The 20,919-nt window shown below is 61.5% G+C and carries 21 protein-coding genes; 9 read left to right on the top strand and 12 right to left on the bottom strand.

All coding sequences use genetic code 11. From position 1 onward, the window contains the following. Positions 1-71: 71 nt before the first annotated feature. Positions 72-827, bottom strand: a complete 756-nt coding sequence (locus BMZ46_RS01485) for a COG4705 family protein (RefSeq protein ID WP_074688406.1) — start codon at positions 825-827, stop codon at positions 72-74. Positions 828-1,175: 348 nt separating this feature from the next. Here BMZ46_RS01485 and BMZ46_RS29660 point away from each other — a divergent pair, with 348 nt between their 5' ends. Both BMZ46_RS29660 and BMZ46_RS01475 read left to right on the top strand, forming a co-directional pair. Beyond that, entirely contained in the window at positions 1,176-1,451 is a 276-nt protein-coding gene (locus BMZ46_RS29660) for a hypothetical protein (RefSeq protein WP_074688408.1), read from the top strand. A 125-nt stretch (positions 1,452-1,576) separates the two neighbouring features. Next, on the top strand, positions 1,577-2,206 hold the full coding sequence (locus BMZ46_RS01475; RefSeq protein ID WP_011335689.1) for a flavin reductase family protein: 630 nt from the start codon (positions 1,577-1,579) through the stop codon (positions 2,204-2,206). A gap of 4 nt (positions 2,207-2,210) precedes the next feature. On the opposite strand, the gene BMZ46_RS01470 is transcribed toward BMZ46_RS01475, so the two are convergent. Together BMZ46_RS01470 and BMZ46_RS01465 are read right to left on the bottom strand one after the other, a co-directional pair. Next, the gene (locus BMZ46_RS01470) at positions 2,211-2,453 is read right to left on the bottom strand and encodes a hypothetical protein (RefSeq protein WP_007960172.1); all 243 of its coding nucleotides are present in this window, start codon (positions 2,451-2,453) and stop codon (positions 2,211-2,213) included. Positions 2,454-2,496: 43 nt separating this feature from the next. Then, entirely contained in the window at positions 2,497-2,850 is a 354-nt protein-coding gene (locus tag BMZ46_RS01465; protein ID WP_011335690.1) for a putative quinol monooxygenase, read from the bottom strand. 337 nt (positions 2,851-3,187) lie between these two features. On the opposite strand from BMZ46_RS01465, the gene BMZ46_RS01460 reads away from it, so the two are divergent. Both BMZ46_RS01460 and BMZ46_RS01455 read left to right on the top strand, forming a co-directional pair. Beyond that, complete coding sequence (locus tag BMZ46_RS01460; protein ID WP_039765922.1) at positions 3,188-4,117, top strand: AraC family transcriptional regulator; 930 nt, start codon at positions 3,188-3,190, stop codon at positions 4,115-4,117. A 278-nt stretch (positions 4,118-4,395) separates the two neighbouring features. Continuing rightward, positions 4,396-5,538 (top strand): IS481 family transposase, encoded by a 1,143-nt coding sequence (locus BMZ46_RS01455; RefSeq protein WP_074688410.1) that lies wholly within the window; start codon positions 4,396-4,398, stop codon positions 5,536-5,538. Between the two features lie 85 nt (positions 5,539-5,623). Here the strand turns inward: BMZ46_RS01455 and BMZ46_RS01450 are convergent, their stop codons facing one another. From BMZ46_RS01450 to BMZ46_RS01425, 6 genes are all read right to left on the bottom strand, one after another. Beyond that, a complete protein-coding gene (locus BMZ46_RS01450) occupies positions 5,624-6,679 on the bottom strand; it encodes an ABC transporter ATP-binding protein (RefSeq protein WP_074688412.1) in 1,056 nt (351 codons plus the stop codon). A gap of 14 nt (positions 6,680-6,693) precedes the next feature. After that, complete coding sequence (locus tag BMZ46_RS01445) at positions 6,694-7,542, bottom strand: ABC transporter permease (RefSeq protein WP_007960165.1); 849 nt, start codon at positions 7,540-7,542, stop codon at positions 6,694-6,696. Next, positions 7,539-8,447, bottom strand: a complete 909-nt coding sequence (locus BMZ46_RS01440; protein ID WP_039765919.1) for an ABC transporter permease — start codon at positions 8,445-8,447, stop codon at positions 7,539-7,541. The genes BMZ46_RS01445 and BMZ46_RS01440 overlap by 4 nt, the downstream gene beginning before the upstream one ends. A gap of 71 nt (positions 8,448-8,518) precedes the next feature. Continuing rightward, on the bottom strand, positions 8,519-9,622 hold the full coding sequence (locus BMZ46_RS01435; protein WP_074688414.1) for an extracellular solute-binding protein: 1,104 nt from the start codon (positions 9,620-9,622) through the stop codon (positions 8,519-8,521). 217 nt (positions 9,623-9,839) lie between these two features. Further along, positions 9,840-11,288 (bottom strand): aldehyde dehydrogenase family protein, encoded by a 1,449-nt coding sequence (locus BMZ46_RS01430; protein WP_074688530.1) that lies wholly within the window; start codon positions 11,286-11,288, stop codon positions 9,840-9,842. Then, positions 11,288-12,925 carry a 5-guanidino-2-oxopentanoate decarboxylase gene (locus BMZ46_RS01425; RefSeq protein WP_074688416.1) on the bottom strand — a complete coding sequence of 546 codons (1,638 nt, stop codon included), beginning with the start codon at positions 12,923-12,925 and terminating at the stop codon, positions 11,288-11,290. Before BMZ46_RS01425 ends, BMZ46_RS01430 begins: the two co-directional genes overlap by 1 nt. Before the next feature lie 139 nt (positions 12,926-13,064). On the opposite strand from BMZ46_RS01425, the gene BMZ46_RS01420 reads away from it, so the two are divergent. Beyond that, positions 13,065-13,943, top strand: coding sequence for a LysR substrate-binding domain-containing protein (locus BMZ46_RS01420; RefSeq protein ID WP_074688417.1), 879 nt, complete (start codon positions 13,065-13,067; stop codon positions 13,941-13,943). 174 nt (positions 13,944-14,117) lie between these two features. Here the strand turns inward: BMZ46_RS01420 and BMZ46_RS01415 are convergent, their stop codons facing one another. Beyond that, entirely contained in the window at positions 14,118-14,732 is a 615-nt protein-coding gene (locus BMZ46_RS01415; RefSeq protein WP_074688419.1) for an NAD(P)-dependent oxidoreductase, read from the bottom strand. A gap of 46 nt (positions 14,733-14,778) precedes the next feature. Continuing rightward, positions 14,779-15,657: an MBL fold metallo-hydrolase gene (locus tag BMZ46_RS01410; RefSeq protein WP_039765911.1), complete on the bottom strand. Its 879-nt coding sequence runs from the start codon at positions 15,655-15,657 to the stop codon at positions 14,779-14,781. 115 nt (positions 15,658-15,772) lie between these two features. Here BMZ46_RS01410 and BMZ46_RS01405 point away from each other — a divergent pair, with 115 nt between their 5' ends. After that, on the top strand, positions 15,773-16,675 hold the full coding sequence (locus tag BMZ46_RS01405) for a LysR family transcriptional regulator (RefSeq protein ID WP_217634493.1): 903 nt from the start codon (positions 15,773-15,775) through the stop codon (positions 16,673-16,675). Positions 16,676-16,827: 152 nt separating this feature from the next. Beyond that, positions 16,828-17,004, top strand: coding sequence for a hypothetical protein (locus BMZ46_RS29285; protein WP_166225760.1), 177 nt, complete (start codon positions 16,828-16,830; stop codon positions 17,002-17,004). Between the two features lie 8 nt (positions 17,005-17,012). Here BMZ46_RS29285 and BMZ46_RS01395 read toward each other — a convergent pair whose 3' ends face one another. Next, positions 17,013-17,909, bottom strand: coding sequence for a helix-turn-helix domain-containing protein (locus tag BMZ46_RS01395; protein ID WP_039765907.1), 897 nt, complete (start codon positions 17,907-17,909; stop codon positions 17,013-17,015). Positions 17,910-18,096: 187 nt separating this feature from the next. On the opposite strand from BMZ46_RS01395, the gene pobA reads away from it, so the two are divergent. Both pobA and BMZ46_RS01385 read left to right on the top strand, forming a co-directional pair. Then, a complete protein-coding gene (gene pobA / locus BMZ46_RS01390; protein WP_371855244.1) occupies positions 18,097-19,281 on the top strand; it encodes a 4-hydroxybenzoate 3-monooxygenase in 1,185 nt (394 codons plus the stop codon). Between the two features lie 79 nt (positions 19,282-19,360). Further along, positions 19,361-20,878 carry an MDR family MFS transporter gene (locus BMZ46_RS01385; RefSeq protein WP_074688427.1) on the top strand — a complete coding sequence of 506 codons (1,518 nt, stop codon included), beginning with the start codon at positions 19,361-19,363 and terminating at the stop codon, positions 20,876-20,878. Positions 20,879-20,919: the final 41 nt, after the last annotated feature.

The raw sequence follows: 20,919 nt of genomic DNA, 5'->3' as shown, positions 1-20,919 counted from the left end.
CTCCCACAGGATCAGATTTACGCCGATCCAATGTGGGAGCGAGCCTGCTCGCGATTGACGTCAACTCGGTCTCATGCCGACTCGGCAACCTGCGGCTTGCCATAACGCTTCTGCGCATACGACGCCCCGACGATCATCACCAGCAGAATCCCCGCCAGCACCGCCGACGAACCGATGGTGCCAAAGTCCAGCCCACCCTTCTCATGGGACTTGGTCATCAAGTCGCCCAAGGTCGCGCCAAACGGCCGGGTCAGCACGAACGCCACCCAGAACAGCGCCACCGGCGAAATCTTCGTGAAGTACTTGAGCAGCACGACTACGCCAATCGCCGAGCCGATCAACAGCGCGCCACCGGCAAAGCCCAGACCCGAGTCGTCCGCCAGGTAATCGCCGAGCGCGGTGCCCAGGGTGTTGGAGAACAAAATCGCCATCCAGTAGAACATCTCGCCGCGAAAACTCTGCACCTTGGTGACGTTGAGCGAGTCGCCGCTCAGGCGCCATGCCGCGAAGATCGCCAGCAGGATCGCGATCAGGATCATGGAACCGGTGGCGTAACCCAGTTCCAGCGTGCGGTCCATGAAGTCCGACATGGTGGTGCCGGCGGTGCTGGTCGACAGAATCACGATCCAGTACAGCAGCGGCTTGTAGGTCTTGGACATCAATTGCGTGATCAGGGTCAGGACAAACACGCTGATCAGGATCAGCGAGCTGATGGCGTAACCGACATTGAGGGTCATCGACAACAAATCCCCCGCGGTTTCCCCCAGGGTCGTCGCGCAGATTTTCATGACCCAGAAGGCCAGGGTGATTTGAGGCAGTTTGTTCATCGCAGGCAACGCTCCAGTGTGTGACGGCCGGTTTTTGGCTTTATGGCCGTGGGCAGACTGGCGTTGCGCGGGTGAAAAACCGGTCGGGAATCCATGAAAAATCTGTCACACACGCCAAAAACGGCGATTAATCACCGGTTAATGCCCCTGCCGCATCCTTCCCCTACCTGATCAATTAACTGCGCGACGCTCGCTCCGACGACGGAAGCGAATTGAATGCGCCGCCCTTAATATCAATTTAATCGATTGTTTTTAGCATTATTTTGCGCTTTTTAATCAATTTAGTTGGCGTAGCATGAACCCCATGCGAAACACATCGCCAACAAATTTCGAATCTGGAGAACGACCATGAAAACCAAACTGATCCTCGCCCTGACCCTGTCCGTACTGGCCGCCAACACCTTTGCCGCCGACGGTTCGGACAAAACCAAATCCGCCGACTTCATTTCCGGCGCCAGCGCCGCCATCGAAACCAGCCACACCGGCACCTACGCTGCCGACGGCTTCGACAAGACCAACGTCGGCAAAGCCGTTGCTGCTGATGGTTTCGACAAGACCGGCACTGCCAACGCTATCGCCGCAGACGGTTTCGATAAAACCGGTACTGCCGCTGCTATCAGCTGATCGGCAGGATGCACACACCACAGCCCGGCTTCGGCCGGGCTTAGTCATGTCTGGAGGGCTGGAAATCAGCCGCCCGTCCTTGCACTATGGCCGCTCTCTGACAGCCGTTTCCAGGAACACCCGCCATGCCCGATGACATCCATTTCTACGAACCGGCCAACGGCCACGGCCTGCCGCACGATCCGTTCAACGCCATCGTCGGCCCGCGTCCCATCGGCTGGATTTCGTCGCAGGATGCCGAGGGCCGGCTGAACCTGGCGCCCTACAGCTTTTTCAACGCATTCAACTACATTCCGCCGATCATCGGGTTCTCCAGCGTCGGTCGCAAAGACAGCCTGAACAACATCGAGCAGACCGGCGAATTCGTCTGGAATCTCGCCACCCGCCCGCTGGCCGAGCAGATGAATCAGAGCTGCGCGATGGTCGGGCCCGAGGTCAACGAATTCGAACTGGCGGGGCTGACGCCGGTGGCGTCGAAGGTGATTGCCGTGCCGCGCGTGGCCGAAAGCCCGGTGTCCTTCGAGTGCAAGGTCACCCAGATCATTCAGTTGCAGCGCGCCGACGGCGAGACCGTGCCGAGCTGGCTGGTGCTCGGCGAAGTGGTTGCCGTGCACATTGCCAAATGGCTGTTGAAGGACGGGATCTACGACACCGCCGCCGCCGAACCGATACTGCGGGGCGGCGGGCCGGCGGACTATTTCCAGCTGGGGCCGGAGGCGTTGTTCAAGATGTGGCGCCCGGGGGCGACGAAGTAAGCGCTTACCAGATCAGCTCGGCGTCGTCGGTGACGCCCTTGAGCTTGTCCAGTTCGTTGATCGCGGCTTCATCGGCGGCGATGGCGCCGGGAAAAACCTGATCGTTCAGCAGTTTGTGAAAACGCGGTGCGCCGCCGTCGACCAGGGCCTTGACGGCAATCGCCGCGTGATAACCCTTGTTGCCGCCCAACTCGACGGGGACTACAGCGGAAACCGCTTCGAAGTGTTCGAACTCTTTACGTGCCATATCGCAGGTCCTGGCTCAGTCAGATAAGCCGGACATTAAACATTCAACCGGCGAGTTTGTGTATCGGCGCAGTGCATTGCCCTACGGCCTGTGCAGCCGAGACTTCCTTGAACGTGTGGAAATCCAGGCTGTTGACCACCAGGTCCTGCACCAGCTCGGCAAAGATTTCCATCGACGGGCTGCTGAAGTAAGCGGTCATCGATTGCTGGTTGCTCCAGAAACCGGAAACCAGCCACAAATCCGGATCACACTGCGAATGCTGTAAGGCAAAGCTCAGGCAACCGGGGGCGGCGCGAGACGGTTCGATCAGGGCGCTCAGGCGCATGCCGAGTTCCGCCGAACGTCCGGCACGCGCTCGAACGAAGGCCATATGACTGACGGGAATCTGCTTGGACATGTTCAACCCTCCCAGGGAGTCGCGTGGCAGCCGGGGACGGGCTGCGACAGGATTCAAGGTTAAGGGCCGCCCCCCGTTCGCCGTTAGTCGATTCCTGCCGTCGAGTTGCACAATCCTGCGAGACTGTCTTGCAGACCTGTAACAGGTCGTAAATTCCTGTCACCGTCCTGTCACACCGGTTTCGGGCAACTCTGACCACCTGCGTCCTGCTATGGCTGGATGGGCCAACAACCCAATGCAGGATCAGGCAAGCATTTCGCAGGATGTGTCTACCGCCCTGGCTTGCACAAACTTATGCTCTGCTCCATTCCCACCGACTTTGCCGAGGATGCCGCACGTGACGTCATTCGATCGTTTTCAAGCGCCACCCGATGCCGACATGGAAAAGCAGCGCGCGGAACTGGCGGCGATCATCCGCCGCAACACGTCCGAAGATGGCAGTTATGCCACTGCCGTCGGTTCGCTGTTCATGTCGCGCCACACCCAGTCCCATGACTTCGCCCCGGTGCTTGCGCAACCGGCGCTGTGCATCATGGCCCAGGGGCGCAAAGAGGTACGGCTGGCGGATGAGTTCTTCAATTACGACCCGCTCAATTATCTGGTGGTGTCGGTCTCGATGCCGTTGAGCGGTCGGGTGGTGAATGTCTCGCCGGAGGAACCGATCCTCGCCGTGCGCCTGGACATCGATCCGGCGGAGATCACTGCGCTGATCGCCGATGCCGGCCCGATGGGCGTGCCGACCCGGCCGACCGGGCGCGGTTTGTATGTGGAAAAGATCGACAGCGCCATGCTCGATGCGGTGCTGCGCCTGGCCCGTCTGCTCGACGCGCCGAAAGACATCGCCATGCTCGCGCCGCTGATCCGCCGGGAGATTCTCTATCGCCTGTTGCGCAGTCCGCAGGGCCATCGGCTATACGAAATCGCCATCGCCAACAGCCAGAGCCACCGCATCAGCCAGGCGATCAAATGGCTCAACGGCAACTTCGAACAGCCGCTGCGCATTGATGACCTGGCGAAGGAAGTGAACCTCAGCGTCTCGACCTTGCATCACCGCTTCAAGGCGATGACGGCGATGAGCCCGTTGCAGTATCAGAAGCAGCTGCGCCTGCAAGAGGCGCGGCGTTTGATGTTGGCTGAGGGGCTGGAAGCGTCGGCGGCGGGGTATCGGGTGGGGTATGAAAGTCCGTCGCAGTTTAGTCGTGAGTACAGCCGGTTATTTGGGGCGCCGCCGTTGAGGGATCTGGCGCGGTTGCGGCTTTCGGTGTGAACTCAAAAGCTCCCCCTCACCCTAGCCCTCCCGAAACGTCGGACCGCCCGGAGGGAGAGGGAACCGATTGGGGGATATTCACGAAATACACCGACCTGAAATTACTTTACCGAATCCATAATCGACTCGATCTCTCAGGTCGACGGACAGCGCCAGACACCTCGGTCGGCTCCCTCTCCCTCGGGGAGTGTATGTACCGGAGACATGGTGGACAGGTGTTCGGAGACATGGTGGACACTTTTAAATAGACACATTGCTCATCACGAAGGAGATGGCCTGTGTCTTGGCAAGAGGTGTCTACCGTGCAGCTTCGTACAGAATTCGTGCTTTTGGCTCGGCAAGAAGGGGCCAATGTTCGGCAGCTTTGCCGTCGATTCAACATCAGCCCTAGCACTGCCTACAAATGGCTCAGCAGGTTTGAAAAATCAGGGGCTGAGGGGCTGAGCAATCAGTCGCGACGACCCAAGACGTCACCCAAACGTTGTGCTGACGAGGTGGAGAAGCAGATTCTGACCGTGAGTCAGGAGTACGCGGCTTGGGGCGCTCGCAAGCTCAAACGCGTGCTGGAAGACAAGGGTTTAGTGATGCCTTCCGTCAGCACCGTGCATGCAGTTTTACAGCGTCATTCGCGCGTTGATCCAAAGGCTGCCGAGATCAAACCGTTTATCCGGTTCGAGCATGAAGCGCCCAACGATCTTTGGCAGATGGACTTCAAGGGCCATTTCGGCCTGAGTCAGGGGCGTTGCCATCCGTTGACGATACTGGACGATCACTCGCGGTTTTCGATGTGCATCGCCGCGTGCGCCAACGAGCAGCGCGACACCGTCCAGGAGCATCTAATCCGGGTCTTTCGGCGTTACGGCCTGCCTTTGCGCATGACGATGGACAACGGTTCGCCCTGGGGTGACCAGACTGGGGTTTATACCGCGCTGGAAGTCTGGCTGATGAGTCAGGGCATCAAGGTAGGTCACTCCCGGCCTTATCATCCGCAGACCCAGGGCAAGCTGGAGCGTTTCCACCGCAGCCTGAAGAGTGAAGTCCTGCAAGGTCGGCACTTCACGGACCTCAACAGCGCACAACAGGCGTTTGATATCTGGCGTGATGTCTACAACCAGAAACGTCCTCATCAAGCGCTGGATATGCAGGTACCGGCGACTCGCTACAGCAGCAGCCCTCGGGAGTATCAGGAGCAGCAAACGGCGCCGGAATATGCCGACGGAGATGTGGTCAGAAAGGTCCAGGTGAAGGGCGAGATCTACTGGAGGAACCGTGAATACTCAATCGGAAAAGCGTTTTACGGGCTGTCGATAGCGATCAGGGAAACAGCGGAGGATGGCATCCACGATGTCTACTGGAGTAGACATCGTATCGCCCGAATCGACTTGAACTTGCAGATTGTTACGGCAGGTAAGAGGATCTAAAACCGTCCACCATGTCTCCGAACATGTGTTCACCATGTCTCAGGTACATACAGGGAGAGGGCTGGGGTGAGGGGGCAAGTCCGTATCAAGCGCCGAGCACCCGACACGCCTCACTCGGCAACGTCACCGAAACAGGATGCCCGATCCCCAGACCGAAGCCCTGACACGGCGTGCTCAGCGCCGTGAACGTCACCCCTGAACACTCCACCGTAGTCTCGATGGTCGCGCCGATATCCCGCACAAACGTCACCTTGCCCAGCAGGCGATTGCCCGCCGTGGCCTGCGGCGCCGACAGTTGCAGGTCTTCGGGGCGGATCAGCATTTTCACTTTCTGCCCGATCACGATGCTGCTGCAGATCGGCACTTGCAGGGCATCGCCCCCCGGCAGCACGACCTTGCCATCGCCCAGCGCGGTGGCCGGGAAGATATTGCCGGAGCCGATAAAGTCCGCGACGAATTCGTTGGCCGGGTGCCGATAGATTTCAATCGGCGTACCCACCTGCTGCACCCGATGTTCACCCAACACCACCACGATATCGGCCATGGTCATGGCCTCGCGTTGATCGTGGGTAACCATGATTGTGGTGATGTTCAGGCGTTGTTGCAGCTGACGGATTTCCACCTGCATCGACTCACGCAACTTGGCATCCAGCGCCGACAGCGGTTCGTCGAGCAACAGGATTTTCGGGTGCGAGGCAATCGCCCGGGCAATCGCCACTCGCTGACGCTGACCACCGGAGAGCTTGGCCACCGGGCGATCGATCATCGGCTGCAGCTGGATCAGTTCCAGCAACTCCACCACCCGCGCCTGTTGATCGGCCTTGCTCACACCGCGCAGTTTCAGCGGATAGGCGATGTTTTCGCCCACGGTCATGTGCGGAAACAGCGCCAGCGACTGGAACACCATGCCGAAGTTGCGCAGGTGCGCCGGGGTGTGGCCGATGTCCTCGCCGTCCAGGCGGATCTCGCCGCCGGTGAGGGTTTCCAGCCCGGCGATCATCCGCAGCAACGTGGTCTTGCCGCAGCCCGACGGGCCGAGGAAGCACACCAGTTTGCCTTCGGGCAAATGCAGGTTGACGTCTTTTACCGCGCAGGCCGAGCCGTAGTGTTTCTCGACGTTTTCCAGAATCAGTCCAGTCATATTGCACCTCACAATCAAAAGGAAACGCCGCCCTCACCGACCAGCTTCTCCAGCGCCCAGATCAGGACGAAGTCGATCAGCACGATCAGCACGGCAAACGAGAACACGGTAGGGTCGAGCGATGACACGGTACGGCTGTACATCCAGATCGGCACGGTCATGACGTCGATGGTGTAGAGGAAATAGGTCACGGTGAATTCGTTGAACGAGACGATGAACGCCAGCAGCATCCCCGCCAGAATCCCCGACTTCATCAACGGCACCACCACATCGACGATGGCCCGCAGCGGCGAAGCGCCGAGCATCTGCGCCGCCTCTTCGACTTCGCTGCCGATGGAGAGCATGGCCGCCGTGCAGTTCTTCACCACAAACGGCAGCGCCAGAATCACGTGGGCGATCACCAGCCGCGAGGTGGTCATGTGGAACGGCAGGCTGTCGAACACCAGCAGCAAGGCCAGCCCCAGCACCACCATCGGGAACACCAGCGGCAGCGACATCAATTGCAGCGCCACGCCCTTGCCACGGAACTCGCAGCGGGTCAGCGCATAGGCCGCCGGCACCGCGATCAGCGTGGCGAAAATCATCGTCAGGCACGACACCAGCAAGCTGGTGCCCATGGCCTGGCCGAGGCTCAACACATCGCTGGCGTCCGGCGAGACGAAGGTGTGCCACGCCGCCTTGTACCACTGCAGGCTGTAGCTGCTCGGCGGGAAATCGAGGTTCGACGCGCCGCTGAACGACATCACGATCATGGTCAGAATCGGCAACACGGCCAGGAACAAAATGATCCCGGACAGAATGCCGGCGAACTTGCCGGTGTCGCCCGGCAACAGCGACTGACGCTTCTTGATCAGCGCACTCATTGCGAAGCCTCCAGCAGACGGCGACGGCGGCCGGTGATGTATTCGGACAAGGTCATGATGGCGAGCGTGGTGACGATCAGCACCACCCCGGCGGCGGATGCGGCGGGCCAGTTCATCAGTGGTGCGATCTGGTCATGCACCATCACCGCGAGCATCGGCACGCGCCGACCGCCGAGCAGCAACGGCACCACGAAGCTGCTGGCGTTGTAGGCGAACACCAGGGTCGCGCCGGTGATGATTCCCGGCAGGCTCATCGGCAGCACCACCTGACGGAACACCTGAAAACGACTGGCACCGAGGGTCGCGGCAGCTTCTTCGTAACTGCGGGCGACACCGCGCATGGCGCTGGCAATCGGCAGCACGGCGAGCGGAAACGCGGTCTGCACCAGGCCCATCAACACGCCGTTCTGGTTGTACAGCAACATGATCGGGCGCTTGATCAGACCCAGGCCCATCAGGGTCTGGTTGAGCATGCCGCCGGGGCCGAGGATCACCAGCCAGCCATAGCTTTGCAGCAGCAGGTTGACCAGCAACGGCAACAGCACCGCCGCCAGAAAAATCCGCCGCACGAATGGCGAGGTCAGGCGCGACATGGTGTACGCCACCGGGATCGCCAGCACCACGGCGATCACCGCGCTGATCAGCGCCAGACGCAAGGTCAGCAGCAACGATTTGAGGTAGTAGGGTTCGAGCAACTGCGCGTAACTGGCCAGGCTGAAACCGGACCACTCCGCACCCTTGGTGCCGACGCTCATGCGCAGCACCAGCAGGCTGGCGGCAATCAGCACGCCGAGAAACAGCATCGACGGCGTGAGGAAAAACCACGCCCGCGCCGTCGGCGAAACACCGCGCGCCGGGCGCACGTCACCCGTGCCGACCGGTTGGGTCAGGGATTGATGTTCCATAGCAATGATCTCGTCAATGGAAAACGAATCTCCCGGGCACCCCGATCATGCGGGGCCCCGGAAGGTCGGCGTCAGGAAGAAAAAATTTCCGTGTAGCGACGAATCCACTGGTCATGCACGGTCGCCAGGAAGGCGTTGTCGTGCATGATCGCCTTCTCCGCGATCTGCTCCGGCGTGAGGATGAAAGGGCTCTTGCGCGCTTCGGCGGAGATGATCGCCTTGGCGTTGACCGGGCCGTTGAAGATGTCTTCGGCCATCTTGCCCTGCACCAGCGGGTCGAGGGAGTGATCGATGAAGGCGTAGGCCAGGTCGGTTTCGCCCGGACGGTTCTTCGGCATTACCGAGAGCATCAGGTCGGTGTAGAAACCTTCCTTCATGCCGAACGTGGCGCCCAGGCCGTAGTTCGGGTCGCGGATCTGTTTGGGGAAAAAAGCCGGGGCGTAGAGGCCACCCATGTCCAGGGAACCGGTGCGAAACAGCTCGGCGATCTGGTTGGGGTTTTCGCCCAGGGTCACTACGCGGTCTTTCAGCTCGGCGAGTTTCTTGAAGCCCGGTTCGATGTTGTGCTCGTCACCACCGGCCAGTTTCGCGGCGATGATGATCAGGTCCATCGCTTCGGTCCAGTTCGGCGGCGGCAGGAAAATGTTCGGCGCCAGATCGGCGTCCCACAGTGCCGCGTAGCTGTCCGGCGCGGTGCTCTGGGTGCGCGTGCTATAGACCAGACTGTTGCACCACAGCAGGTAGCCGATGCCGTGACCGTTGGCGCCGGTGCGGTATTTTTCCGGGACGTCGACCAGGTTGGGAATGCGGTTGAGATCGGGTTTTTCCAGCAGTCCGGCAGCGGCCAGACCTTCGGCGCCAACGCCAGCCAGAGTGATGATGTCGTACTGCGGACGGTCACCGCCGGCCTTGAGTTTGGCGACCATTTCCGAGGTGCTGCCGGTGCGGTCGGCAATCACTTTGGCGCCGGTCTTGGCTTCGAACGTTGCAGCGATGTTGCGCAGTGCAGCCAGGCCCGTGTCATCGGACCAGGTCAACAGGCGCAGGGTCTTGCCGGCAAAGCGGGTGTCGCTGGCACTGGCCCGGATGAAGGGCATGCTCATGGCCGCCGCAGCCACCGAAGCCACGCCGACGGTTTTGATGAATTGACGCCTGTTCAGATCGTGCTCGCCCATTTGGGACTCCCATTATTCTTGTAAGTATGAGATTGATCGCAACCCTTGCATCTGCTTGACCGATATTGCTCAAGCGCCCGGTTTCAAAGGGCTTGAGCGTGGTCTGCGGGTTCATCCTGAGGTCGTGCAAAACACCTGACTATCGATAAAAACTCATTGGAGCCATGACGCCGGCGCATGCCTCGTTGCGAAGCATGCGCTGACCTTTTTCGGGCATTCAGAGCGCGCGGATCACGTGCTTGATTTCCTGAAATGCCGCCAGGCCCCACGGCCCCAACTCGCGGCCGATGCTGCTCTGTTTGTAGCCACCCCACGCCGTCTGCGGGAAGATCACCTGCGGCGCGTTGAGCCACACCAGCCCCGCCTGCAAGGCGTTGGCGACCCGATCCGCGGTCTCGGCATTACGGGTAACCACGCTGGCGACCAGACCGAACTGGCTGTCGTTGGCCAGGGCAATCGCTTCTGCTTCCGAAGCGAAACTGCGCACGCAGATCACCGGGCCGAAAATCTCTTCGCACCACAGCGCACTGTCGAGGGGCACTTCGGTGAAGATCGTCGGCTGCAAGAAATAGCCGCGCGGCAGATCGGCGGGACGATTGCCGCCACAGATCAGCTTGGCCCCGGCGCTGAGGCCACGGTCAATATGACCGAGCACACGCTGGTACTGCGCCTGATTGACCAGTGCGCCCATCTCGACGTCAGGATCGAACGGATCGGCGACACGGATTTTTTCCGCGCGGGCCTTCAGACGAATCAGGAACTCATCGGCCAGTTCATCGGCGACCAGCACCCGGCTGGTGGCCGAGCACATCTGCCCGGCATTGAAGAAGCCGCCACCGCAAGCCAGCTCCACCGCCAGATCCAGGTCGGCATCTTCCAGAATCAGCAGCGAGGACTTGCCGCCCAGTTCCAGGCTCACACCCTTCACGGTTTCAGCGGCGCGCTGCATCACTTGCACACCCACGGCGTTGCTGCCGGTGAAGGAAACCTTGGCGATGCGCGGGTCCGCCGACAGCGGCGCGCCGACTGCCAGACCGGTGCCGCACACCAGGTTGAACACGCCTTTGGGCAAACCGGATTCGGCGATGATGGTCGCCAGCTCCAGCTCCGGCAGCGGCGTGACTTCAGACGGTTTGAGCACCACGCAGCAACCGGCGGCCAGGGCCGGGGCGAGTTTCCACGCGGTGGTGACCATCGGGAAATTCCACGGCACGATCAGCCCGACCACACCGCACGGCTCGCGGCGCAGACGTGCGCTGAAGTCGTCGCTGGGCAGCGGCACGTTGCTGTCCTGTTTCGCATCGAGGCCTTCGGCGAGTTCGGCGTAGTATTCGAAGGTGGCGATCACGTCATCGACATCGATGCCCGCTTCGAACTGCGGTTTGCCGTTGTTGCTCGACTGCAACTTCATCAGATGTTCGCGACCGTTGCGCACGCCATTGGCGATGTTGCGCAGGATCGCGCCGCGCTCGGCACCGGTGGTTTTCGACCAGCCCTTGAAGGCTTCGGTCGCCGCCGTTACCGCTTGATTGACAGCGCTTTCGTCACCGCCGTTGACCGTGGTCAGCAGTGCTTCGGTGGCCGGGTTGATCACGCGCAGGTGTTCGCGCCCGGCGGACCATTGGCCGTTGATGTACAGGCCGTCGAGTGTGGTCGGGAAATTCATCATTGGGCCACCGCCTTCATCCATTGGGTCTGGTCGATTTCGATCAGGGTCGGGCCCTGACGATCGGTGGCGGCGCGCAGTGCACCGCGCAGGTGTTCGGCGGAGCTGATCGATTGCGCCGCGCAACCCAGGGCTTTGGCTACCCCGATGAAGTCCGGGGTGTAAATGTCGACGCCCACCGGCTCGATGGCGCGGTTGACCATGTATTTCTTGATCTCTTCGTAACCCTGGTTATTCCACAGCAGGATGATCACCGGGGTGCGCGCTTCCACGGCGCTGGCCAGTTCCGGCAGGGTGAATTGCAGACCGCCATCGCCGATCAGGCACACCACCGGCGGACGCGCGCCATGTTCCAGAGAGCCGCCGAGCCATGCGCCAATCGCCGCCGGCAAGGCGTAACCGAGGGTGCCGTAACCGGTGGACGAGTTGAACCAGCGGCGCGGACGCTCCGGGTTGAAGGTCAGGTTGCCGGTGTACACCGGTTGCGTGGAGTCGCCGACGAACACCGCGTTCGGCAATTCGTGCAGCACGGTTTCGAGGAAACGGGTCTGGGCCAAAGTCGGCGCGTCCCAGGTTGCGGCCAGGTCTTCACGCAGACGCGCGGCGCGTACCTGACCCCAGTCGTTGCGGCGCTCGGCCAGCGGTTTGTGCGACAGCGCACTGAGCAGCGCTTGCGCCGCGTTGCGCGAGTCGGCCACCAGCGCCACGTGCGGCGGGTAATTGCGCACGGCCTGGTCCGGATCGATGTCGACGCGCAGCAGCTTGCCGGGGATTTCGAAGCCGCCGGCGAAGGTGACGTCGTAGTCGGTTTCCGCCAGTTCGGTGCCGATCGCCAGGACCACGTCGGCATCGGCCACCAGGGCGCGGGTCGCCACCAGGCTCTGGGTCGAACCGATCAACAGCGGATGGCTGGACGGCAACATACCTTTGGCGTTGATGGTAAGGGCCACCGGTGCATCGAGCAGCTCGGCCAGTTCGGTGAGCTCGGCAGCTGCGTCGATGGCGCCGCCGCCGGCGAGAATCAGCGGACGCTGGGCGCCGGCCAGCAGTTCAGTCATGCGGCTCACGGCGGCCGGCGCAGCACCGGCGCGGTCGATGTTGACCGGCACGCTGGTCAGCAGTTCGTCGGCTTCTTCGACCAGCACATCCAGCGGAATTTCGATGTGCACCGGACGCGGACGCCCGGCCTGGAACAGCGCGAAAGCACGGGCCAATACGCCCGGCAATTCGGACGCCGACATCAGCGTGTGGGAGAACGCCGCCACGCCGCCGACCAGTGCGCTCTGGTTCGGCAGTTCGTGCAGCTTGCCGCGTCCGCCGCCCAGTTGGCTGCGTGACTGCACGCTGGAAATCACCAGCATCGGGATCGAATCAGCGTAAGCCTGGCCCATGGCGGTGGTGATGTTGGTCATGCCTGGACCTGTGATGATGAAGCACACACCCGGTTTGCCACTGGTGCGGGCGTAGCCGTCGGCCATGAAGCCGGCGCCCTGCTCGTGGCGCGGGGTGACGTGGTTGATGCTCGAACGGGCCAGCCCGCGATACAGCTCCACGGTATGCACCCCGGGAATGCCGAACACCTGCTCGACCCCATAATCTTCGAGTAACTTGACCAGTACTTCGCCACACGTCGCCATGTCTTTGCCCTTCTTGTTCGTTGAGGCACCGGGCTTTAAAGGAACCGGTGATTGGCCTCATTGAAACGGGCGACCCGTAGCCGCAACAATCGATAAAAGCTCATACTAGCCATGTCCTCACGTCATACCTTGGATCCACATGAAACGACTGCCTCCCCTGCCCGCCCTGCACACGTTTCTGATTACCGCGCAGTGCTGCAACTTCACCCGGGCCGCCGAGCAGTTGCACATCACCCAGGGTGCGGTGAGCCGGCAGATCGCCGGGCTGGAGGAACATCTGGGTTATGAGCTGTTCATTCGCCTGGCCCGGGGCCTGGAGCTGACGGCCGAAGGTCGCGAATGGCTGCCACGGGTGCAGCAGGTGTTCAGCCTGATCGGCGATTCGGTGGAGCAGATCGGCGCCAAACGCGAGACCCTGCAGCTCAAGGCGCCGAGCTGCGTGATGCGCTGGCTGTTGCCGCGCCTGCTGCAATGGCAGCGCGAGCGTCCGGACGTGCCGGTGAAACTCACGGCGTCGCTGCAACACGGGGTGGATTTTCATCGCGAGCAGTTCGACGCGGCGGTGATCTACGGCACCGCGCCACACGACTCTCCTGCGACCCTGCATCTGTTCGATGAACAACTGACGCCAGTCTGCTCACCGACGCTGCTCAACGGCGGGCCGGCCCTGCACACACCGGCAGATCTGCAACAGCATCTGCTGCTGCACCCGACTCACACCGATGACGACTGGACACTCTGGCTTGAAGCCGCCGAACTGCACTTGAGCAATATCGCCAGCGGTCAGCATTTCGAAACGCTCGATCAGGCGATGTCGATGGCGTCCCACGGGACAGGGGTGGCGATCGGCGACTGGTCACTGATCGGCGACGACTTGAACGCCGGGCGACTGGTGATGCCGTTCGATCTGAAGGTGAAGACGGGATTGGGCTATTACATCGTCGCGCCGGCGTCGGAGCCTTCGGCGAAGTTGCAGGAATTGATGGGGTGGTTGGTGGAACAGGCTCATACCCGCTGAGCCCGCCCTCACTTGATGATCGTTTCCACGCACCCCTTCTTTGATCGTTCCCACGCTCCGCGTGGGAATGCAGCCCGGGACGCTCCGCGTCCCATGCCGAAGCGGACGCGGAGCGTCCAGTGAGGCATTCCCACGCGGACGGTTCGACGCCTCGACGTGGGAACGATCATACGGTCAGTAACCGACCGTAAACCGCTGACGCGAGTGCTTCGGCGTTTCCACTTCGTCGATCAGCGCAATCGCGTAATCGGCAAAGGTGATCGAGCTCTGACCGTCAGCACTCACCAGCAAGTCATCCTTGCCCACGCGGAATTTACCGGTGCGCTCGCCTTCGAAGAACAGCGCCGACGGCGACAGGAACGTCCAGTCCAGTTCCTTTTCCTGACGCAAGGCCTCAAGGAACGCCGCACCGGCGCTGGCCTCAGCCTTGTACTCGGCCGGGAAACCGGCGCTGTCGATCACGCGGGTGCCGTCCGGCAGCAACAGCGAGCCGGCACCGCCGACCACCAGCAGACGTTTCACCCCAGCCTGTTTCACCGGACCGATCAGCGCGCTGGCCGGCACCGTGGCGAAATGCGCGGCGCTGATGACCACATCGTGACCGGCGACGGCGTCCTGCAACGCGGCTGCATTCAGCACGTCGACATTCTTGCTGACCACACCGGCGCGGGCACCGATCTTCGAGGTATCCCGAGCGATGGCGGTGACGCTGTGGCCGCGACGCAGGGCTTCTTCCAGCAATTGGCTGCCGGCACGGCCGGTGGCACCAATGATTGCGATCTTGCTCATGACATTCTCCAGTTGGCTTGAGAGTGCTGCGTTTTTCAGAATCGGGTTACCACTGCATTTCGCCCTTGGCGACTTTGGCGCTCAGCTCCAGCGAGCTTTCTTCGCCCAGTGACGGGTAGCGTTTTTTCATCGCGGAGATCAGCGCGGCAGAGTCTTTGGCCTTGGCAGTTTCTGCGTCGAACGCCTTGATGTAGTCGGCGGTGAATTTCACCGCTGCCAGCGAACGGGCGCTGTCACCCAGGTAGTGACCCGGCACCACGGTTTTCGGTTTCAGGGTTTCGATCGAGTGCAGGGTTTGCAGCCAGTCGGCATGGGATTGCGCGGTCTGGGTGTCGGCCATCCACACGTGGATGTTCTCGGCGACGACCACACCGCCGACCACCGCTTTCAACGAAGGGATCCACACGAAGCTGCGATCCGGTTGTTTGCCGTCCAGGCCGACCACCTGCAATTTCTGCCCTTCGAGCATCAGGCTGTCGCCCTTGAGTACGCCAGGCACGATGGTTTTGGCCGGCACGTCGGCGCCCATTTTCGGACCCCAGAAGGCGAGTTTGCCGTCGACGGTCTTTTTGATGTGATCAACGGTCGGTTGCGAGGCCAGCACTTTGGCATCCGGGAATGCCTTGGTCAGGGTGTCGAGACCGAAGTAGTAATCCGGGTCACCGTGGCTGATGTAGATGGTGGTCAGTTGCTTGCCGCTGGCGCGGATCTTTTCCACCACTTGCTCGGCCTGGGATTTGCCGAACTGCGCGTCCACCAGAATCGCGTCCTTCTCGCCGCTGACCAGTACCGAAGTCACCGGGAAGATCGCGTGGGTGCCCGGGTTGTAGACATCGAGGGTCAGATTCGCGGCCGCTGCGTGGGCAGCAAAGCCGAGGGTGGCGGTGGCCAGTAAAACGCGCTTGAGGGTGGTGAAGCCGATCATGGGTTGCTCCGCTGTTCGAATGCCGTGCTTGGCGATGGGGACAGAGCTTAGTTGCCAGACTCGTTACAAAAAATGCGATGCTTGAACATAGTTTGTTTCTGAAAGCGGGCAAATCATGGATCGTCTCCAAGCAATGCGGGTATTCGTCACGGTAGTGGATCTGGGCAGTCAGTCGGCAGCGGCCGATCACCTGGACCTGTCGCGGCCGGTGGTGTCGCGCTATCTGGCGGAACTGGAAAACTGGGTCGGCGCGCGCCTGATGCACCGCACCACCCGCAAGTTGAGCCTGACCGCCGCCGGCAACGAAATCCTGCCGCGCTGCCGGCAGATGCTGGAGCTGTCCGGTGACATGCAGGCCGCCGTCAGCGAACCCGCCGATGCGCCACGGGGTTTGCTGCGGATCAGCGTCAGCACCTCGTTCGGTCAGGCGCAACTGGCCGATGCCATGGCGGCGTTCGTCAAAGCGTATCCGGGGGTGAGCATCGACCTGCAAATGCTCGATCGCACGGTGAACCTGGTGGACGAACGCATCGACCTGGCGATCCGCACCAGCAACGACCTCGACCCCAACCTGATCGCCCGGCGCCTGACGGTCTGCCGTTCGGTGGTCTGCGCCGCACCCGCCTATCTGCGGGAACATCCGCAGCCGCAGCGGGTTGAAGATCTGAGCCGGCACAACTGCCTGACCCATTCCTATTTCGGCAAGAGCCTGTGGCATTTCGAGGAAGATGGCGAACCGGTTTCGGTGCCGGTGCAGGGCAACATCAGCGCCAACGAGGCCAGCACCCTGCTGCGCGCGACCCTGGCCGGCGCTGGCGTGGCGATGCTGCCGACCTATCAGGCCGGGGTGCATGTGCACAGCGGCGAACTGGTTCGCCTGCTGCCCCACGCCGAGCCCCGGCAGATGAACATCTACGCCGTCTATGCCTCACGCAAGCACATGCCGGCAGCGTTGCGCTGCATGCTGGACTTTCTGGTGCAGCGTTTTCCCGAAAACCCGCAATGGGATCAGCTATAAAGCTGCAAGCTGCAAGCTGCAAGCTGCAAGCTGCAAGCTGCAAGCGGAGAGTCTGCTTCATTCTTGAAGCTCAAAGCTCAAAGCTTGCAGCTGCTCTGCCGTGGCCTATGCTGAAAGTAGTACCCAAGGGTATTCGTTCAGAGGTCAACGCCATGAACACCAGAACAAGAAGATACTTCGCGATTTTCATCACCTGTGCGGCCACGCTGGCGCTGTACGGCACCGCGGCATGGCGCGTGGAGCAGTTGCGACAACTGCCCCGTGAGTACGCGAGCTGCAACTTCGAGCGCTGCATCCCTCACAACGCCACCCTCAACGCCCTGCGCTGATACCAGGTTCAGGCGTCGTCGTTCTGCTCGGCCTTCAAGCGGTCGCGGAACGCCTTTGGCGAGATCCCCACCCGGCGCCGGAACAGGCGCGTGAAGTTGGTCGGATCGGAAAACCCCAACACCTCGGACATCTCGTAAATGGTCATGCTGGTATAAGTCAGCAGGCGCTTGGCTTCCAGTAGCTGACGTTCATGCATGATCTGCAACGCAGGTTGCCCAGCCAGTTCGCGGCAGGTGCCGTTGAGGTGCGAGACGGAAATCCCCAGCCGATGGGCCAGGTCTTCGACCTTGACGTGCTGGCGGTAGGTTTCTTCCACCAGCTGAATGAACCCGTTGAGGTATTCGCGCTGACGCTGCGGGCGTTGCGTGGCGTTGTGACGGTGGATCGCCTGGCGGCTGACCCAGACCATGATCACGCTGACCAGCGAATGCATGAGCATTTCCCGCGCCGGTTGATGGCCGTTGTACTCGGCCTGCAACGCGGCAAACAGACTGTTGAGGTACTCCGCGTCCTTGCCCGCCGGATAGCTTTCGGCCTGGGCCAGGGCCTGCACCGAACTGCCCAGTTGCGCCTGCAAATGGTTGATCAACGGTGTGGCGAGGGTGACGACGAATCCTTCGACGTCCTCGGAAAAACGGAATCCATGCACCGATAACGGCGGCAGGATCTGGATCGCGGCTTCGTTCAGTTGCGTGCGTTGGCCTTCGATTTCAAGCTCTGCCTGACCTTTGAATACGAAGAGCAACTGGCACAAATCGGCGTGGCGGTGGGGTTTGATTTCCCATTGGTGTTCGCGGCTGCGTTTGGAAATGGTTTCACAGTGCAGCAAGTCAGGGGTCGGCCAGTCCAGGCTTTCACCGTAGAGCTTGAACACCGGAATCGAAGGCAGGTCAGGCTTGTTCATCACTTCAATCCAGGCCTCGAGGTTTGCGGGCGATAATCGCACCGATTGGCAGAATGTACAGGTATCGGCTCAGTTTTCACCTTCAATTGACAGACCCGCAAGGGAAAAATGCAAGCACTCGAATCCTGAAACTCATTCACCGGCCGTTGTCGCGTGAAGCTTGCGAGTCATAAAAACAATGAAAACGCTGAAAACCCAAGTCGCCATCATCGGCGCCGGTCCGTCCGGATTATTGCTCGGCCAACTGCTGCACAACGCCGGCATCGACACCCTGATTCTGGAGCGCCAGACACCTGACTACGTGCTCGGCCGAATCCGCGCCGGCGTGCTTGAACAAGGCATGGTAGAGCTGTTGCGCGAGGCTGGCGTGGGTCAGCGGATGGACGCCGAAGGGCTGGTGCACGGTGGTTTCGAACTGGCCCTCGACGGGCGCCGGATCCACATCGACCTGCAAGCCCTGACCGGTGGAAAAACCGTGATGGTCTATGGCCAGACCGAGGTCACTCGCGACCTGATGGCCGCTCGTCGGGAGACCGGTGGGCAGACAATTTACGAAGCCAGCCATGTCGTTCCCTGTGACATGAAAAGCGACGAAGCTTATGTCACCTTCGAAAAGGACGGCGAAACCTGGCGCGTCGATTGCGATTACATCGCCGGTTGCGACGGTTTCCACGGCGTGGCCCGGCAGTCGATTCCCGAGGATTGCCTGAAAGTCTTCGAACGGGTTTATCCGTTTGGCTGGCTGGGGATTCTCGCCGACACGCCACCGATTCACGATGAACTGGTCTACGCCCGCCACGAGCGCGGCTTCGCCCTGTGCAGCATGCGCTCGGCGACCCGCACCCGTTATTACCTGCAAGTGCCGGCCGAGGAAAACGTCGACGACTGGTCGGATCAGCGTTTCTGGGATGAACTGCGCAAGCGTCTGCCGGAGGATCTGGCGCAGAAGCTGGTGACCGGCCCGTCGATTGAAAAGAGCATCGCGCCGCTGCGCAGCTTTGTGGTCGAGCCGATGCAATACGGGAGGATGTTTCTCGTTGGGGACGCGGCGCACATCGTTCCGCCGACCGGCGCCAAGGGGCTGAATCTGGCGGCCAGCGATGTCAGCACGCTGTTCAGGATTTTGCTGAAGGTTTACCGCGAAGGTCGCACTGACTTGCTGGAGAAATACTCGCAGATCTGCCTGCGCCGGGTGTGGAAAGCCGAGCGGTTTTCCTGGTGGATGACTTCGATGCTGCACCGCTTCGACGAGCACGATGATTTCAGCCAGCGGATCTGTGCTTCGGAACTGGACTACTTTGTCAGCTCGGAGGCCGGTCAAAAAACCATTGCAGAAAATTACGTCGGGCTTCCTTATGAGGCTATCGAATAGCTTCCTACCGACTTACACTGGCGAGCATCCCCGCTCGCCTGGCGATCTGCGGGACCCTCACTGCCCGCAGGTTTTGCCCGTGACCAATCTCAACCATCCCGAAACGCCCAAACCGGCCATTCGCAGCGTACTGGTCGCGCTGATGATGGCGATCTTTCTCGGCGCGCTCGACCAGACCATCGTCGCCGTTTCCATGCCGGCCATTTCCGCACAGTTCAAGGACGTCAGCCTGCTGGCCTGGGTGATTTCCGGCTACATGGTGGCGATGACCGTGGCGGTGCCGATCTACGGCAAGCTCGGCGATCTGTACGGGCGGCGCAAACTGATGCTGTTCGGCATGGGCCTGTTCACCCTCGCCTCGCTGTTCTGCGGCATGGCCCAGAGCATGGAGCAACTGGTGCTGGCGCGGATTTTCCAGGGCATCGGCGCTGGCGGGATGATTTCGGTGAGTCAGGCGATCATCGGCGACATCGTGCCGCCCCGCGAACGCGGGCGTTATCAGGGCTATTTCTCCAGCATGTACGCGGTGGCCAGCGTTGCCGGCCCGGTGCTCGGCGGCTACATGACCGAGTACCTGTCGTGGCGCTGGGTGTTCCTGATCAACCTGCCGCTGGGCCTCGGCGCGTACTGGGTGGCGCGACGCAACCTGATCGGCCTGCCGATTCCCCAGCGCAAACCGGTCATCGATTATCTCGGCACACTGTTGATGATCATCGGTCTGACGGCGCTGTTGTTGGCGATCACTCAGGTCGGCCAGGGTTACGCGTGGCGCAGCAGCGAAGTGCTCGGGCTGTTCGCTTGCGCGGTGGCGGTTTTGGCGGTGTTCGTCTGGCATGAGCGGCGCGCCCGGGAGCCGTTGCTGCCGATGCACCTGTTCACCAACCGCAGCGCTCTGCTGTGCTGGTGCACGATTTTCTTTTGCAGCTTCCAGGCGATTTCGTTGATTGTGCTGATGCCGCTGCGCTTTCAGAGCGTGACCGGCGCGGGGGCCGACAGCGCGGCATTGCACTTGCTGCCGCTGGCGATGGGTTTGCCGATCGGCGCGTATTTCGCCGGACGTCGCACCTCGATTACCGGGCGCTACAAACCGCAGATTCTGACCGGCGCGCTGCTGATGCCGATCTCGATCCTCGGCATGGCCTTCAGCCCGCCGGATGCGACGCTGCTCAGCAGCCTGTTCATGTTGCTCAGCGGGATCGCCGGCGGCATGCAGTTCCCGACCTCGCTGGTCGGTACGCAGAATTCGGTGGAGCAAAAGGACATTGGCGTCGCCACCAGCACCACCAACCTGTTCCGCTCCCTGGGCGGTGCGGTAGGCGTGGCGTTGATGTCGGCGCTGTTGCTGGCGTTGTTGCAGGACTCCAGTTTCGCCCACCTGGCCGGCAGCTCGCTGATGAGCGAAGGGCATTCCGGCAACGTGCTGCTCGATGGCCTGAACGCGGCGCCCGGCGATGCGCAGAACGCCTTGCGTGCCGAATTGCTGGTGACGTTCCGGCATTTGCTGATGGTCAGCGCGGCGGTCTCGCTGCTCGGGCTGGCGGCGGCGATTGCGATGCCGAACCGGTTGCTGCGGGGCCGTGAGCACGGCGCCCGCTGATTGATGCCGATCGCTCCCACGCGCCGCGTGGGAGCTTTCAG

This window comes from Pseudomonas sp. NFIX49, assembly GCF_900115915.1.
Lineage (GTDB): Bacteria > Pseudomonadota > Gammaproteobacteria > Pseudomonadales > Pseudomonadaceae > Aquipseudomonas > Aquipseudomonas pharyngis.
This window is presented reverse-complemented; position numbering and strand designations above follow the sequence as displayed.